Annotated in this window: 14 protein-coding genes; 7 read left to right on the forward strand and 7 right to left on the reverse strand. The window is 41.3% G+C overall.

Going from position 1 to position 14,911, the window contains the following annotated elements:
* Positions 1-37 precede the first annotated feature (37 nt).
* From hemB to WA338_RS10180, 7 genes are all read left to right on the forward strand, one after another.
* Positions 38-1,027, forward strand: a complete 990-nt coding sequence (gene hemB / locus WA338_RS10150; RefSeq protein WP_272985971.1) for a porphobilinogen synthase — start codon at positions 38-40, stop codon at positions 1,025-1,027.
* Between the two features lie 3 nt (positions 1,028-1,030).
* Complete coding sequence (locus tag WA338_RS10155) at positions 1,031-1,540, forward strand: DinB family protein (RefSeq protein WP_336093255.1); 510 nt, start codon at positions 1,031-1,033, stop codon at positions 1,538-1,540.
* A gap of 103 nt (positions 1,541-1,643) precedes the next feature.
* Entirely contained in the window at positions 1,644-2,822 is a 1,179-nt protein-coding gene (locus WA338_RS10160; RefSeq protein ID WP_336093257.1) for a CNNM domain-containing protein, read from the forward strand.
* Positions 2,819-3,292 (forward strand): methylated-DNA--[protein]-cysteine S-methyltransferase, encoded by a 474-nt coding sequence (locus WA338_RS10165; protein WP_336093259.1) that lies wholly within the window; start codon positions 2,819-2,821, stop codon positions 3,290-3,292. Before WA338_RS10160 ends, WA338_RS10165 begins: the two co-directional genes overlap by 4 nt.
* Before the next feature lie 36 nt (positions 3,293-3,328).
* Positions 3,329-4,468 carry a serine hydrolase domain-containing protein gene (locus WA338_RS10170; RefSeq protein WP_336093261.1) on the forward strand — a complete coding sequence of 380 codons (1,140 nt, stop codon included), beginning with the start codon at positions 3,329-3,331 and terminating at the stop codon, positions 4,466-4,468.
* A gap of 2 nt (positions 4,469-4,470) precedes the next feature.
* Positions 4,471-5,184, forward strand: coding sequence for a 3'-5' exonuclease (locus WA338_RS10175; RefSeq protein WP_009781933.1), 714 nt, complete (start codon positions 4,471-4,473; stop codon positions 5,182-5,184).
* A gap of 30 nt (positions 5,185-5,214) precedes the next feature.
* Entirely contained in the window at positions 5,215-6,906 is a 1,692-nt protein-coding gene (locus WA338_RS10180) for an ABC transporter ATP-binding protein (protein WP_272985975.1), read from the forward strand.
* Between the two features lie 572 nt (positions 6,907-7,478).
* Here the strand turns inward: WA338_RS10180 and WA338_RS10185 are convergent.
* The 7 genes from WA338_RS10185 to trhO all read right to left on the reverse strand — a co-directional run bounded on the left by WA338_RS10185 (position 7,479) and on the right by trhO (position 14,889).
* Positions 7,479-8,135: a CoA transferase subunit B gene (locus tag WA338_RS10185; RefSeq protein ID WP_009781936.1), complete on the reverse strand. Its 657-nt coding sequence runs from the start codon at positions 8,133-8,135 to the stop codon at positions 7,479-7,481.
* A gap of 1 nt (position 8,136) precedes the next feature.
* Entirely contained in the window at positions 8,137-8,775 is a 639-nt protein-coding gene (locus tag WA338_RS10190; protein WP_009781937.1) for a peroxiredoxin, read from the reverse strand.
* Between the two features lie 39 nt (positions 8,776-8,814).
* Positions 8,815-9,519, reverse strand: coding sequence for a CoA transferase subunit A (locus WA338_RS10195; RefSeq protein ID WP_009781938.1), 705 nt, complete (start codon positions 9,517-9,519; stop codon positions 8,815-8,817).
* 97 nt (positions 9,520-9,616) lie between these two features.
* Positions 9,617-11,956, reverse strand: coding sequence for a penicillin-binding protein 1A (locus tag WA338_RS10200; RefSeq protein ID WP_336093266.1), 2,340 nt, complete (start codon positions 11,954-11,956; stop codon positions 9,617-9,619).
* A gap of 4 nt (positions 11,957-11,960) precedes the next feature.
* Positions 11,961-12,446 carry a gliding motility lipoprotein GldH gene (locus WA338_RS10205; protein WP_009781940.1) on the reverse strand — a complete coding sequence of 162 codons (486 nt, stop codon included), beginning with the start codon at positions 12,444-12,446 and terminating at the stop codon, positions 11,961-11,963.
* On the reverse strand, positions 12,439-13,608 hold the full coding sequence (locus WA338_RS10210; protein ID WP_009781941.1) for a PSP1 domain-containing protein: 1,170 nt from the start codon (positions 13,606-13,608) through the stop codon (positions 12,439-12,441). Before WA338_RS10210 ends, WA338_RS10205 begins: the two co-directional genes overlap by 8 nt.
* Before the next feature lie 243 nt (positions 13,609-13,851).
* Positions 13,852-14,889 carry an oxygen-dependent tRNA uridine(34) hydroxylase TrhO gene (gene trhO / locus WA338_RS10215; protein WP_272985978.1) on the reverse strand — a complete coding sequence of 346 codons (1,038 nt, stop codon included), beginning with the start codon at positions 14,887-14,889 and terminating at the stop codon, positions 13,852-13,854.
* Positions 14,890-14,911 lie beyond the last annotated feature (22 nt).

Below are 14,911 nucleotides of genomic sequence, written 5' to 3' on the forward strand. Positions count from 1 at the left end.
ATATAGTGGTAAATTTGCAGGTAAAATACAGAATATTATGTTCCCATTAAGAAGAAATCGCAGATTACGTACTTCAGAAGCTTTACGCGCTATGGTACGTGAAACTATAGTAACGCCCAATGATTTTATCGTTCCACTTTTTGTGGTTGAAGGAAAAGGTGTGAAAGACGAAATCGCATTAATGCCGGGCTATTACCGCTTGAGTTTAGATAATCTTCAGAAAGAGATTAAAGAACTTTGGAAAATGGGTCTTAAAAGCGTTTTGCTTTTTGTGAAAGTTGACGATAAATTAAAAGACAACGCCGGTACCGAAGCGCTAAATCCAGACGGATTGATGCAACGCGCCATCAAAACCGTTAAGGAAACCGAACCGCAAATGGTAGTAATGACCGATGTGGCCCTTGACCCCTTTTCTTCTTTTGGTCACGACGGAATCGTAGGCGGCGGAAAGATCATTAACGATGACTCGAGTGCTGTTCTTGCCGAAATGGGATTATCACACGCCAATGCCGGTGCCGACTTTATCGCGCCCAGCGATATGATGGATGGTCGCATTTTTGAAATGCGCACCCTTCTTGAAGATGAAGGACACCACGATGTTGGGATTATGAGTTATTCGGCAAAATATGCTTCGGCTTTTTACGGTCCGTTTAGAGATGCGCTCGACAGTGCTCCGGTAGATCTTAAAGATGTTCCAAAAGATAAAAAAACCTATCAGATGGATTACGCGAACCGGGAAGAAGCCATCAAAGAAACCATGATGGACGTTGATGAAGGCGCAGACATTGTAATGGTAAAACCGGGTCTGTGTTATCTGGATATTGTACGCGATATTAAAAATGCAGTGAATATTCCGGTTTCTGTATATCAAGTAAGCGGTGAATATGCGATGATCAAAGCTGCAGCCGAAAAAGGATGGCTTGATCACGACGCCGTAGTTCTTGAACAAACCTATGCGATCAAACGTGCCGGCGCAGACCTTATCGCGAGCTATTTTGCAAAAGATGTAGTGAAATTGATTTCTTAAAAGATGCGCAAAATTCTATTACTTATCGTTTTGACTATGGGATTCACTTCAGCCAATGCTCAAGAAAGTCTTTTTAAACAAGCCTGGCTTGAAAAATGGCAAAATTCAAAAGAATATTTGATTGCTGTCGCCGAAAAAATGCCCGACTCACTTTACGGTTACAAACCTACCGAGCGAGAAATGAGTTTTGGGGAACAGCTTGAGCACATAAATCAAAATATGGAATGGTTATCAACCACTTATTTTGATAAACAAGAGGCCGAGGTTAGCACAAATGTGAACGAAAAGAAGCGCATTATTGCAAATCTTCAGAACGCATTCGATCTCATATATGAAACGATACAATCGTATCCTGAAAGCAGGCTAACAGAAAAAGTCGACTTTTTTGCTGGTGAAAAATCTAAACTTCAAATACTGAATTTACTTCAAGATCATTTGACACACCATCGCGGTCAGCTTATTGTTTATCTTAATTTAAACGACTTAAAGCCACCTAGATACACGGGTTGGTAATATAAATTTTTAGATTTTGACACGTTTAGACCCTAAGCTTTTCTTAAGCCTTGGCTAAGAGTTTTTGAATTATATTATATTTATCACAAATCAAACCTAACCAATGGCTTTACTCATCGCATTTGCGTTTATATCGATATTTTTCTCGTTTCTCTGCTCTATTCTTGAAGCAGTATTGCTAAGTATCACGCCTAGTTTTATTCGTATTAAAACCAAGGAAGGTAAAGCCTATGCCGAAACTTTAGCCAATTTCAAGAAAGATATCGATAAGCCGCTTATCGCCATTCTTACCTTAAATACAATTGCGCATACCGTAGGTGCGATTTTAGTGGGCGATCAAGCCGGTAAAATGGCGGCAGAGTCCGGCTACGATATTCATATTTTAGGGATTAACTTTGTTGGTTTGGTTTCTACGGTAATGACCTTGGCCATCCTGGTACTTTCAGAAATTATCCCAAAAACCATTGGTGCAACGTACTGGAAGTCTCTGGGGAATTTCACTGCAAAAGCCCTTAAGATCATTCTGGTACTTTTAAAGTATACCGGAATTCTTTGGCTTCTCATGCAAGTGACCAAATTGGTAGGTAAATCGGCACACGTAGGAACGATGAGCCGCGAAGAATTTATGGCGCTTACCGATGCCGCCGAAAAAGAAGGGGTTTTTGAAGATAATGAGACCACAGTAATTAAGAATTTATTGGTCTTCAAATCGGTGATGGCAAAAGACGTGATGACGCCGTTTCCTGTGGTGGTGACCGAAGATCAAAGCATGACGCTTAAAGAATTTCAGAAGCAACATCCGCATTTGAAATTTTCCAGAATCCCGATTTACGAAGAAAAATCACACAACATCACCGGTTTTATTCTCAAAGATGATGTTCTTGAAGAGATCGTAGAAGAACACGGCGAGAAGACGCTGGCCGATATCAAACGCGATATTCTTATTGTAAATGATAACCAACCCATCCCCCAACTTTTTGACACCTTTGTAAAAAGCAGAGATCATCTGGCATTGGTTACAGACGAATTTGGAAACACGATAGGTATCGTTTCTATGGAAGATATTATCGAAACCCTTCTAGGTCTCGAAATTATGGATGAGAGCGACACTATTGAAGATATGCAGGTGCAAGCGCGTAAAAATTGGGAACGTCGCGCAAAACGTATGGGAATTCCTTTAGAAAAAGTCAATACACCTAAAACCAACGTCGAACTTTCTCCGCAGCACGACACGGATGTCAAACGCGAAGATATGCCGGATTCTGACAAACCTTCAGAATGAGTCAGTCCTTTATAGCTTCTCCGCTGGGAACTCTTGAAATTACTGGGGATACCCAAGGAATTTCAGCGGTAACATTTATGGACGAAGAAATTCCGCAGAGCGAAAAAATTCCGGAAGCTTTAACTACTGCTGTATCCCAACTCCAAGAATATTTTGAAGGCAATCGCACTCACTTTGACCTCAACCTGAATCCTCAAGGCACCGATTTTCAAAAACGTGTTTGGGAAGAACTCAGCAAAATTCCTTTTGGAAAAACCACTTCCTATTTACAAATGGCTAAAAACCTGGGCGACCCCAAAGTCATTCGCGCAGCTGCTTCGGCAAATGGTAAAAATCCTATTGCGATCATTATTCCTTGCCATCGCGTCATTGGCAGCGACCAGTCGATGACCGGTTATGCAGGCGGCATCTGGCGGAAAAAATGGCTGCTGAAGCACGAAAGTCCGGTGACGCAGCAATCGCTTTTTTAAACGTTGAGCATTTAATTTTTTGGGTATCTTTAAGTTATGAAAATACTCAAACGCATCTTTTTAAGCTTAATAAGCCTGATTCTTGTACTCATCATTGCGCTTTATATGTTTGATTATGACTATTTGATCAAAGCCGTGCGCACCATATATTTCACCGGCCACACCACGGCGTATCTTGAAGATTATAAAAAGTTTGACAACACCACCATAGAAGCCGGAACTGCTCAGCCCTGGCCACAAGCTAAAAACTACAACAATTACAGGTTGAGCGATGAACTGATGCAGATTCATAAAGAGTTTGGTTCGATCGCGTATTTGGTGATCAAAAACGACAGTATTGTTTTTGAAGATTATTATGATGGTTTTGGTCAAAATTCCAAAAGCAATTCTTTTTCGATGGCCAAAAGCTATGTTTCAGCATTGCTGGGTAAAGCAATAAAAGACGGTTATATAAAAAGTTTAGATCAGCCTGTAGGTGATTTTATTTCAGAATATTCCCAAGGAACTGCAGCACAAATGACCGTGGGGGATTTGGCCTCCATGGCTAGCGGACTCAATTGGGACGAGTCGTATTACAGTCCGTTTTCTGTTACGACGCGTGCGTACTTTGATGATCATCTAGAGCCTGTAATGCTGGGGTTAGGAATGAAAGAAAAACCCGGAACCGGATATCAATACCTCAGCGGAAACACCCAATTACTCGCAATGGTTTTAGAGCGCGCCACCGGCAAAAAATTAGCCGATTATCTTTCTGAAAGCTTGTGGAAACCGCTGGGCGCCAACCAAGATGCACTTTGGCAATTAGACAGTGAAGAAGGCGGCCTTGTCAAAGCCTATTGCTGTATTGCCTCAAACGCTCGTGATTTCGCCCGTTTAGGAAAACTGTATAAAGATTATGGTGAATGGAATGGCAAACAAATTCTAGACTCAGCTTTTGTGGCTAAATCGATCTCACCCAGATTTGAAGGCGAACCTTATGGCTACGGATTTTGGCTGAAAGATTTTAAGGATAAGAAAGTCTTTATGATGCGCGGGCACTTGGGGCAGTATGTGATGGTGATTCCTGAAGATGATCTTATTGTCGTGCGCCTGGGCCACAGCCGCGGTAAAACCAACGCGACCGGTTATCCCGATGAAATGGACGCCTATCTTGAAGAAGCTTATAAAATGAATTGACTATGATCTCCCGACTTCAGCTTGAAAACATTCTTTTTTTAGATATCGAAACGGTTCCGCAACACGAGCATTTCAGCGATTTGGATCCCGAATTACAACAACTCTACGCCGATAAAACCGAATATCAACGAAAGGACGAATATACCGCTGAAGCTTTTTATGACCGGGCAGGAATCTGGGCAGAATTTGGCAAGATCGTTTGTATTTCTGTGGGGTATTTTCACAACACAGAACAAGGCCGAAGCTTTAGAACCACTTCATTTCACGGGGAAGAAAAGCAACAACTGCTCGCATTTAAAAAGTTGTTGTCTGAGCATTACAATAAACCGCAACACGTACTTTGTGCCCATAATGGGAAAGAATTTGATTTTCCATTTATTGCGAGAAGAATGATCATTAACGGAATAAAGCTTCCGTTTAAGCTGGATCTATTTGGAAAGAAACCCTGGGAAGTTCCGCATTTGGACACCTTAGAACTGTGGAAATTTGGTGATTATAAGCACTATACTTCCTTAAAATTACTCACCAAAATTTTAAATATTCCATCTCCTAAAACCGATATCGACGGCAGCCAGGTCTGTGAAGTCTTTTACAAGGAGAACGATATCAAACGCATTGTAGAATATTGCGAGCGCGACGTGGTTGCTGTTGCACAGATTGTACTGCGTCTGCGTAACGAGCAATTGCTGCAAGAAAACGAGGTGACTTCCGTCTAGATTGCTTCAGATAAATTGTACTTTTAAAGTGTGAATCAAGCGGCACTTCTTTCGGTTAAAAATCTAAGTCTGGGATTTAAATCCCGCAACACGACTAATGCAGTTTTACACGACATTAGCTTTGATGTTCTAGCTAATGAAATCGTAGGAATCGTAGGCGAATCAGGCTCGGGAAAATCAGTAACCAATCTTGCTGTTTTAGGCTTGTTACCTCAAAAAAGTGTCGATATTTCTTCCGGAGAAATTCTTTTTGAGGGCGCAGATTTGCTCAACTATTCTACGCAAGAACTTCAGGAAATACGCGGTAACGCGATCTCGATGATTTTCCAAGAGCCTATGAGTTCGCTCAATCCTTCGATGCGCTGCGGAAAACAAGTCACCGAAATATTGCAACGGCATAAAAAACTATCCACACAAGAAGCCAAGACTGAAACACTAAGGCTTTTTGAACAGGTAAAATTACCAAGACCGGAAAGTGTTTTTAAAGCTTATCCGCATGAAATAAGCGGCGGTCAAAAACAACGTGTGATGATCGCAATGGCGATTGCCTGTAAACCTAAATTGCTCATCGCAGACGAGCCTACGACCGCACTTGATGTAACGGTGCAAAAAGAAATTGTTCTGCTCTTAAAAGAGCTTCAAAAGGAAACAGGAATGAGTATCCTGTTTATTTCGCACGATCTTTCTCTGGTGAGCGAGATTGCAGACCGTGTTATCGTGATGTATAAAGGGAAGATCGTTGAGCGTGGGAGTTCGGCGTCTATTTTTAAAAATCCTCAAGAAGATTACACCAAAGCTTTGATCTACGCCAGACCCTCAACCACAGAACGTCTGGAAAAACTTCCTACAGTTGCAGATTTTTTAAAGGGAACGCCGCCGTCGTCACCGGTTTCAACAGCAACGCGTACAAAGCAACATCAAGAAATTTATGCCAAAACGCCTTTGCTTGAAATAAAAAATGCTCAAAAAGAGTATTACACTAAAGTTTCATTCTTCGGAAAAACCGAAAGCGTTAAGGCTGTAAATGATGTAAGTTTTAAAATTTATGAAGGAGAAACTCTAGGACTTGTGGGCGAAAGCGGCTGCGGAAAATCAACGCTAGGAAATTTGATTCTTCAGCTCGACAAAGCAACTTCTGGTCATATTTTTTACAAAGGGAAAGACCTGACGCAGTTAAAAACCCTTGAATTGCGGAAGCTGCGTAGGGATATTCAAATTATTTTTCAAGATCCATATTCCTCTTTAAATCCACGCCTAACAGTAGGTCAAGCAATCACCGAAGCTATGGAAGTTCATAAACTTTATGCTTCAAAAAAAGAGCGCAAAGCAGAGGCATTAAAACTGCTGGAACAGGTAGGATTACTTCCCGAACATTATGATCGCTATCCGCACGAGTTTAGTGGCGGTCAGCGCCAACGTATAGGCATCGCGAGAACTATCGCAGTAAAACCCAAATTCATTGTTTGTGATGAGTCGGTCTCAGCTTTGGATATTTCAGTTCAGGCACAAGTACTCAATCTTTTAAACGCCTTAAAAGAACAATATAAGTTCACCTATTTGTTTATCTCTCACGATCTGGCTGTAGTAAAATATATTTCAGACCGTCTGCTTGTAATGCGCAACGGGCAATTTGAAGAAACCGGAGAAGCCGATGCGATTTATGCGCATCCACAAAGCGACTACACCAAATCTCTGATCAACGCCATCCCAAAAGGGATTTAAAACATAAAGAAAAATACTTTTTTTGTGAGATACCAAAGGTTTGAAATAACCTCAAAGGTGGCTTTGATAGTGGTTGCTATCTTAGGAGCAGTGGCAGCATGTTGAGTAGTCATGGGCGTGAATACAACTTTAGTTAATAATTAGGGATTACAGCTAAAAAAACACCTTGATTCTATTAAAAGGTGTTTCGTTTTATATTTAAAATCTTACGATTTAGGGTTTCTAAAAATAAAAACCGCAAGGCTCCCCTCGCGGTTTTTTTAAACAAATCATAACATCAAAATACTCCTATTTTGAAGCTAGACAACAACCTAAATTTTGCAATTCCCGGGGTTGTTGTAAAATCTTACCGAGTTGGATTGGTGCTAATGTAGGATTTTTTTTCAATGTGTCAAACAAAATCACTTGTATTTATCAATAAAATGTTAAAAAATATCGTATTTCAACCGGGTTTAGGTGTTTTTCAGCGTTTAAAAATCCAAAATAGGTAATTCAACGAGTAACAACGCTCGTTTAAAGACAAAAAAAGAGCCTTTTAAAAGGCTCTTTTATATCGATAAAATACAAGGTATTTATGCTAAAATCATTTCGGGAACATCATCTGGTATTTCGAGTGTTCCTTCAGTCGCTTTTTTGATTTCCTCAACACTAACTCCCGGAGCGCGCTCTAAAAGCTTAAAGCCAGATGGCGTTACTTCAAGAACAGCCAAATTGGTTACGATCTTAGTAACACAACCTACACCGGTAAGTGGTAGTGTGCAGCGCTTTAAAAGCTTAGACTGCCCGGCACGATTGGTATGCATCATCGCCACGATGATATTTTCGGCACTCGCGACAAGATCCATCGCACCGCCCATACCTTTTACCATTTTACCGGGAATTTTCCAGTTGGCAATGTCCCCGTTCTCAGCAACTTCCATCGCACCTAGAATAGTCAGGTCAACGTGTTGCCCTCTGATCATTGAGAAACTTAAAGCAGAATCAAAAAACGAAGCACCCGGAAGCGTAGTAATGGTTTGTTTACCGGCATTAATAATGTCGGCATCCTCTTCCCCTTCAAAAGGAAAAGGTCCCATTCCTAAAACTCCATTCTCGCTCTGAAATTCAACTTCAATATCATCTCGCACATAATTGGCAACCAATGTAGGTATGCCAATCCCGAGATTCACATAAAAACCGTCTTGAACTTCGCGAGCGATACGCCGTGCGATTCCGTTTTTGTCTAGCATATTATTTGTTTGGTTGTGGAGTCATTCGTAAGTAAGGCTTGATCTCTGTATGCCCTTTAGGGAAAAACTCCGGAATTTGCTCATTGCTTACACTTGGAGAGATCACACAATCTTCACCATCTTTCCAGTTAGCAGGGGTAGCCACTTTGTGATACGCCGTTAACTGAAGCGAATCGATCACGCGTAAAATTTCGTCAAAATTTCGCCCTGTTGAAGGTGGATACGTCAGTGTAAGTTTAATTTTCTTATCTGGGCCAATCACAAAAACCGAACGTACAGTAGCCTTTTCACTCGCATTGGGATGAATCATATCATAAAGTTCTGCAACCTTGTGATCTTCATCTCCAATAATCGGATAATCTACTGTTGTATTTTGGGTTTCGTTGATGTCTTTGATCCATTCTTTATGCGATTCAACACCATCAACACTTAGCGCGATAGGCTTTACATTGCGTTTTTTAAACTCGCTGTGGTAATTGGCTACCGTACCCAATTCTGTGGTACAAACCGGCGTGTAATCTGCCGGGTGAGAAAATAAAATCCCCCAGCTGTCTCCAAGCCACTCGTGAAAATTAATGGTTCCTTCTGTTGTATCTGTTGTAAAATCTGGTGCAACATCACCTAATCTTAAATGTGCCATTGTTTAATTAAATTTTTGGTTGTTATATATTCTTAGTTGTTAATCGTCGTGTTTCCTTACGGTACGTTGCTCGATACGCTTTTCATAGTTCTTTCCTTCAAAAATGCGTTGAACAAAAATCCCGGGAATGTGTATTTGGTTAGGGTCTAATTCGCCGGCAGGTACAAGCTCTTCAACTTCGGCAACAGTAATCTTTGCTGCCCCACACATTATGGGATTAAAATTGCGCGCCGTTCCTTTAAAAATGAGATTGCCAGCAGTATCACCTTTCCAAGCTTTTATAAATGAAAAATCGGCTTTAAAAGCGTGTTCTAAAACATACATCTTGCCATCAAACTCACGCGTTTCTTTGCCTTCGGCTACTTCGGTACCATAGCCTGCAGGTGTGTAAATCGCCGGAAAGCCTGCTTGTGCTGCACGGCAACGTTCGGCTAAAGTTCCCTGCGGAATCAATTCGACCTCAAGTTCACCGCTTAACATTTGACGTTCAAACTCGGCATTTTCACCCACGTAAGACGAGATCATTTTTTTGATCTGCTTTTTCTGAAGCAATAAGCCCAAGCCAAAATCATCTACCCCGGCATTATTAGAAATACAAGTTAGATTTTTCACGTTAAGTTTAACGAGTTGCTCAATGGCTTTTTCCGGAATTCCGCTCAATCCAAAACCACCCAGCATCAAGGTCATATCGTCCTCGACACCTTTTAATGCTTCAGTTACTGAGTTTACCGTTTTTGTTATCATTTTCTCATTTTAGAATAAGAAAATTACAAAATACGTTTTCTAACCGCAATCTTTTAGCAGTAATTTAGGGTATTCAGAATACGGGATTTGAAGTCGGTTAAAAATCGAGTTCGTCTGGTAATTCTACTTCTTGACGCTCCCCTTCTACCGGTTGCGAGCAATCGACTCGAATACTCAAATCTTCGGGACGTTCAAAATCCTCTTGTGAGATATTTAGGGCCTCGTCTTCGTAGCATTTTTTCATAAACACCGCCCAGATTGGTAGCGCCATAGTAGCTCCTTGACCGTAGGTTATACTTGGGAAATGCACTGAACGATCATCACCTCCTACCCAAACACCACTTACCAGATTAGGCACCATTCCCATAAACCAACCATCACTTTGATTTTGAGTAGTTCCGGTTTTACCGGCAATCGGGTTTTTAAACATATAAGGATGCCCTGTAACCACGTTGTTATACACATAATTATTGATCGCTCCAGAACGCAGTCGCGCTCCAGAACCGTATTGTGTTACACCCTCCATCAAATTAACGGTTACATAAGCTGATTCCTGACTGATAATATCTTTAGCCTTTGGAACGCTTTGATACAACACCGTACCGTTTTTATCTACGATCGTCGAAACAATCTGTGGTTCTACGTGAACCCCTTTGTTAGCGAAAGCAGAATAGGCCGAAACCATCTCGAACAAGCTTAAATCTGGCGTTCCTAATGCTATTGAAGGTACTGCCGGAATATTTTCGGTATCTACGCCTAGTTTATCAATTAAGTTGATCACCGGTTGCGGACCTACACGATGCATTAAACGGGCTGAAACCGTGTTGATCGAGTTGGCAAGCGCCGACTTTAACGTTACCATTCCTTTAAAGCCTTCGCTAGAATTTTCCGGGCACCAGTCTTCCTGCGCGCCCATATCTCCTGCAGGGATACAGTACGGAATATCTGGAACCGTATCGCAAGGCGAAAGGTGCAATTGGTCTATCGCCGTAGCATACAAAAACGGCTTGAAGGTAGAACCTACTTGGCGTCTTCCGGTTTTTACGTGGTCGTACTGAAAATGCTTGTAGTTGATTCCTCCTACCCAAGCTTTTACTTCGCCCGTTTGTGGCGTTAAACTCAATAAACCGGCACGTAAAAAGCGTTTGTAATACAAAATACTATCTCGCGGGGTCATTACCGTGTCTACTTCTTTTGCGCCATCTTTCCAGACAAAAACACGCATATCGGTCTCTTTGTCAAAAGAAGCCTTGATATCTTCTACCGAAATATCCTGAGCGGCCATTTTTCTCCAACGATCAGAATTGCGCATTGCACGATTGATAATTACTTCCTCCTCTTCTGTAGTAATATCTCTGAATGGCGCCGTAGTGTTTCTTTCGTTTTGGCGATCAAACTCTCGCTGAAGGTTTTCCATATGTGCGGTAACAGCTTCTTCTGCATAGCGCTGCATGCGCGAGTCAAGCGTTGTGGTAATTACGAGTCCGTCGCGATAAATGTTATAATATTCTTCATTACCATCTGCATCAAAACCTTTTGGATTCTCTTTGATCCAGTCTGACATAAATGCTCTAAGATACTCTCTAAAATAGGTTGCAATCCCGTCAGCGTGACCTTCTGGAGAAAATTTTATCTCCATAGGCATTGCGATCAGGCTGTCCCGTTCAGCTTCGGTGATTTTTCCGGTTTCGGCCATAAGTGCTAAAACCGTATTTCTACGCTCTAACGACTTGTCTTTTGAAATCTCCCGATACGGATTGTACTGACGGGGATTTTTTAGCATCCCGGCAATGATCGCCGATTCTTCAGGTCTTAAATCGATAGGTTCTTTGTCAAAATAAATTTTGGACGCAGAACGGATTCCCACCGCTTGAAACAAGAAATCTTGTTTATTGAGATACATGGTAATGATCTCTTCCTTGGTATATTGGCTTTCTAAACGTGTGGCGATGATCCACTCTTTTACTTTTTGCAAAACACGCTCAAACTTGCTGCTGGGCGTATCTGAAAACAGAAGCTTTGCCAACTGCTGCGTGATAGTACTCGCTCCCCCTTTTGAACCTAAAAAAGCTACAGCTCTTGCGGTACCGCGCATATCGATGCCAGAATGCTCGTAAAAACGTCTATCTTCCGTAGCAACAACTGCATCAACAAGGTTCTGTGCTAAATCTTCATATTTAACCGGAGTACGGTTTTCATTGTAGAATTTTCCCAGTGTTTTTCCGTCAGAAGAAAGGATTTCGGTAGCCAGATTGCTTTCTGGATTCTCAAGTTCTTCAAAGGTGGGTAGTTTTCCAAAAACACCCCAAGATGCGAGTAAGAACACGAGAATAATCGCCCCTAATCCGCTTAAAAATAAAATCCAAAACCCTTTAATATATGGGCGATAATTGGTTTGTTTTGCCTTTGCAGCAGGCTTCTTTTTATTTTGAGCCATTTTATTATAATTCGTTTGTTTTTTCAATACGCAAACCTACGTCCTTTATTCCTTCTAAATCAGAAATAGGATCTACGTCTCCGTTACGGCGCATCGCTTGTTTAACTTTAAACGTATAGGTACCCGTCTCGTTAAATTGTATGTTCTCTTTATACCAAAGTTTATTTTCTTTCAAATCACCAAAACCTTCACCAAGCCAGCTTCCGTCTGGTTCTGCCATTTTATATTCTAGTGTATCTGTAATGGTTTTTCCGTTAGGGAACTGCATTTCTGTGATTAAAAACAGATTACTAAAAGCGTATGCGTTATCATTCCGCAAGGTTATAAACGCATTATATTGGCTTAAAGTGTCTAGATCATTAACTTTTAAGATTACTGCAGAATCACTTTTCCAGTATTTAGGCAGTGACTTATACTCGTGAAATGCTGCTGTTTTATCGCAAGAAATAAAACACATAAAAAACAGCACGGCATATACTAGTCTATGCATTTTTCTTAGGTCCCTTTTTGCGGTAATTCCCTTTTTTACGACGGTTTTTTGAACGCTTTCTTGATTTTTGAGGTTTATCAAAACGTGTTAAACTGTCTTGCCCTACTACGTTACCAAATTCAACTTTAGTGTCTGTGATAAGTTCTGCAGCGTACTCTTCAAGACTTGCCACCTTGTTTTTCTTCTTGTTGGCTTCGATAATTTCATTGGCCTGCGTGGTGGTCAACTTATGCCAGTTCATCCACTCGCCTTCATAAGCATACCAAAGGTGTCCCTGAAAAATATCGATCTTCTGGCAAACAGCAGTTCCCTTATCGGTATAGAGTTTTTGTTCGGTTTTGGGGAAATCTTTTAGCGCATCTAAATAGGCATCTAACTCGTAATTTAGACAGCATTTTAACTTCCCACATTGCCCGGCCAGTTTTTGCGGATTTAATGAAAGTTGCTGATAGCGTGCTGCGCTTGTGGTCACCGATCTAAAATCGGTTAACCAAGTTGAGCAACACAACTCGCGCCCGCAAGAACCAATTCCGCCTAAACGCGCTGCTTCTTGTCTAAAGCCTATTTGACGCATTTCGATACGCGTTCTAAACTCTTGTGCAAATTCTTTGATCAATTGTCTAAAATCTACACGCTCTTCTGCGGTATAGAAAAAAGTCGCTTTTGACCCATCGCCCTGGAACTCAATATCAGAGATTTTCATCTGAAGTCCTAAACGAATAGCGATCTGGCGCGAGCGTACTTTGATGCTTTCTTCACGCTCTTTTACGCTTTCCCAAACTTCAATATCTTTTTGGTTGGCTTTGCGGTAAATCTTTAGAAAATCGTCGGTTTTATATGGAATGCGTTTCTTTTTCATCTGAACACGCACCAACTCACCTGTTAATGAGACGATACCCACATCGTGACCCGAAGCCGCCTGCACCGCCAGTACTTCGCCCACGTTGATCTGTAATTTATCTACGTTCTTCACGTATTCTTTGCGACCGTTTTTGAAGCGAACTTCAACAAAGTCAAAGGGTTCCTGCCCATCGGGCAGACTCATATTTGAAAGCCAGTCAAAGACTGTAAGTTTATTGCATCCATCGGTACCACAGGTACCATTATTTTGACAACCACGCGGTTGACCGTTTTTGGTCGTACCACAATTTCCACACGCCATGAGATCCTATATGTTTGTAAATCTCCAGAATAAAAAACTCCGGGATTTGATGATTTATATATGTTGACAACGGAAAGCTTCCGTCTTAATTGCTGCTAAAGATAACATTTTAGCTATGCAAAAATATAGTAATTCTAATTGGGGATTAAAGCAAATGTGTGGCATTTTACATTTCGGAAGCAATTGCGCATAAAAAAAGTCGGTTATCTAAAACCGACTTTTTCTACGTTATTTCTTCAATTCTTATGCTTTCTTCTGAAACTTCAGCTTTTCAGACCTGCCCTTTTTAAAGATCTTGTTGCTGTTAGGAATGCCTTTGCGCAGTTCTTTTTGCACATCATAAGGCAAAGCGATCACCTCTTTACATTCGTCTGAACAGGTGTGATTCATCGCTTCTGCACACTCGTCACATTGTATAAAGAGTAAATGACAAGCTTCGTTAGCACAGTTTACATGCGTGTCACAAGGCTTTCCGCACTGGTGGCAATTTGAAATAATATCTTCTGAAATGCGCTCGCCACGACGGTGGTCAAATACGAAGTTTTTCCCTTTAAATTTATTTTCAAGCTTCAACTGCTCAACCTGACGTGCGTATTCAATAATCCCGCCTTCTAGTTGATAGACTTGTTTAAAACCTTTGTGTTTATAGTAAGCGCTGGCTTTTTCGCAGCGTATTCCACCGGTGCAATACATCACCAGTTTTTTATCTTCTTTGTGATCGCGTAAGTCTTCTTCAATAAGATCTAAGCTGTCGCGAAAGGTATCAACATCTGGAGTTACCGCATTTTTAAAATGCCCGATCTCGCTCTCGTAGTGGTTGCGCATATCTACGAGCACCACATCATCTGCTTCTATGAGTTCGTTAAAGGTAGCGGCATCTACGTGAACGCCTTTATTGGTAACATCAAAAGTGTCGTCATCAAGACCGTCTGCCACGATCTTAGGACGCACTTTAACTTTAAGTTTTAAAAAGGATTTGGCGTCTTGCTCGATGGCGATATTAAGGCGAACGTTCTCTAGAAAATCAATCCCGTCTAAAAAGGTTTTGAACTCGTCAAAGCGTTTTGCCGGTACCGATAGTTGTGCATTGATCCCCTCGTGCGCGACATAAATTCGCCCCAGAACATCCATTTGATTCCAGGCTAAAAACAGGTGATCTCTAAAAAGTTGCGGATTGCCAATTTTGGCATACTGATAGAACGAGAGCGTCAAGCGATCTTCGCCTGCCTCATCAATTAATGCTGCTCGTTCTTTTGCGCTTAATTTGTTGTACAGTTGCATGCTATACTTAATTTTAAGGTTA

This window comes from Leeuwenhoekiella sp. CH_XMU1409-2 (assembly GCF_037029365.1).
GTDB lineage: Bacteria > Bacteroidota > Bacteroidia > Flavobacteriales > Flavobacteriaceae > Leeuwenhoekiella > Leeuwenhoekiella blandensis.

Excerpts from the sequence above, each read along its gene's own strand:
- hemB (WP_272985971.1), top strand. The coding sequence starts at position 38 with ATGTTCCCATTAAGAAGAAATCGCAGATTACGTACTTCAGAAGCTTTA.
- WA338_RS10165 (WP_336093259.1), top strand. The coding sequence starts at position 2,819 with ATGAGTCAGTCCTTTATAGCTTCTCCGCTGGGAACTCTTGAAATTACT.
- WA338_RS10190 (WP_009781937.1), bottom strand. The coding sequence starts at position 8,775 with ATGGCACATTTAAGATTAGGTGATGTTGCACCAGATTTTACAACAGAT.
- WA338_RS10195 (WP_009781938.1), bottom strand. The coding sequence starts at position 9,519 with ATGATAACAAAAACGGTAAACTCAGTAACTGAAGCATTAAAAGGTGTC.
- WA338_RS10185 (WP_009781936.1), bottom strand. The coding sequence starts at position 8,135 with ATGCTAGACAAAAACGGAATCGCACGGCGTATCGCTCGCGAAGTTCAA.
- WA338_RS10205 (WP_009781940.1), bottom strand. The coding sequence starts at position 12,446 with ATGCATAGACTAGTATATGCCGTGCTGTTTTTTATGTGTTTTATTTCT.
- WA338_RS10160 (WP_336093257.1), top strand. The coding sequence starts at position 1,644 with ATGGCTTTACTCATCGCATTTGCGTTTATATCGATATTTTTCTCGTTT.
- WA338_RS10155 (WP_336093255.1), top strand. The coding sequence starts at position 1,031 with ATGCGCAAAATTCTATTACTTATCGTTTTGACTATGGGATTCACTTCA.
- WA338_RS10210 (WP_009781941.1), bottom strand. The coding sequence starts at position 13,608 with ATGGCGTGTGGAAATTGTGGTACGACCAAAAACGGTCAACCGCGTGGT.
- WA338_RS10175 (WP_009781933.1), top strand. The coding sequence starts at position 4,471 with ATGATCTCCCGACTTCAGCTTGAAAACATTCTTTTTTTAGATATCGAA.
- WA338_RS10200 (WP_336093266.1), bottom strand. The coding sequence starts at position 11,956 with ATGGCTCAAAATAAAAAGAAGCCTGCTGCAAAGGCAAAACAAACCAAT.
- trhO (WP_272985978.1), bottom strand. The coding sequence starts at position 14,889 with ATGCAACTGTACAACAAATTAAGCGCAAAAGAACGAGCAGCATTAATT.
- WA338_RS10170 (WP_336093261.1), top strand. The coding sequence starts at position 3,329 with ATGAAAATACTCAAACGCATCTTTTTAAGCTTAATAAGCCTGATTCTT.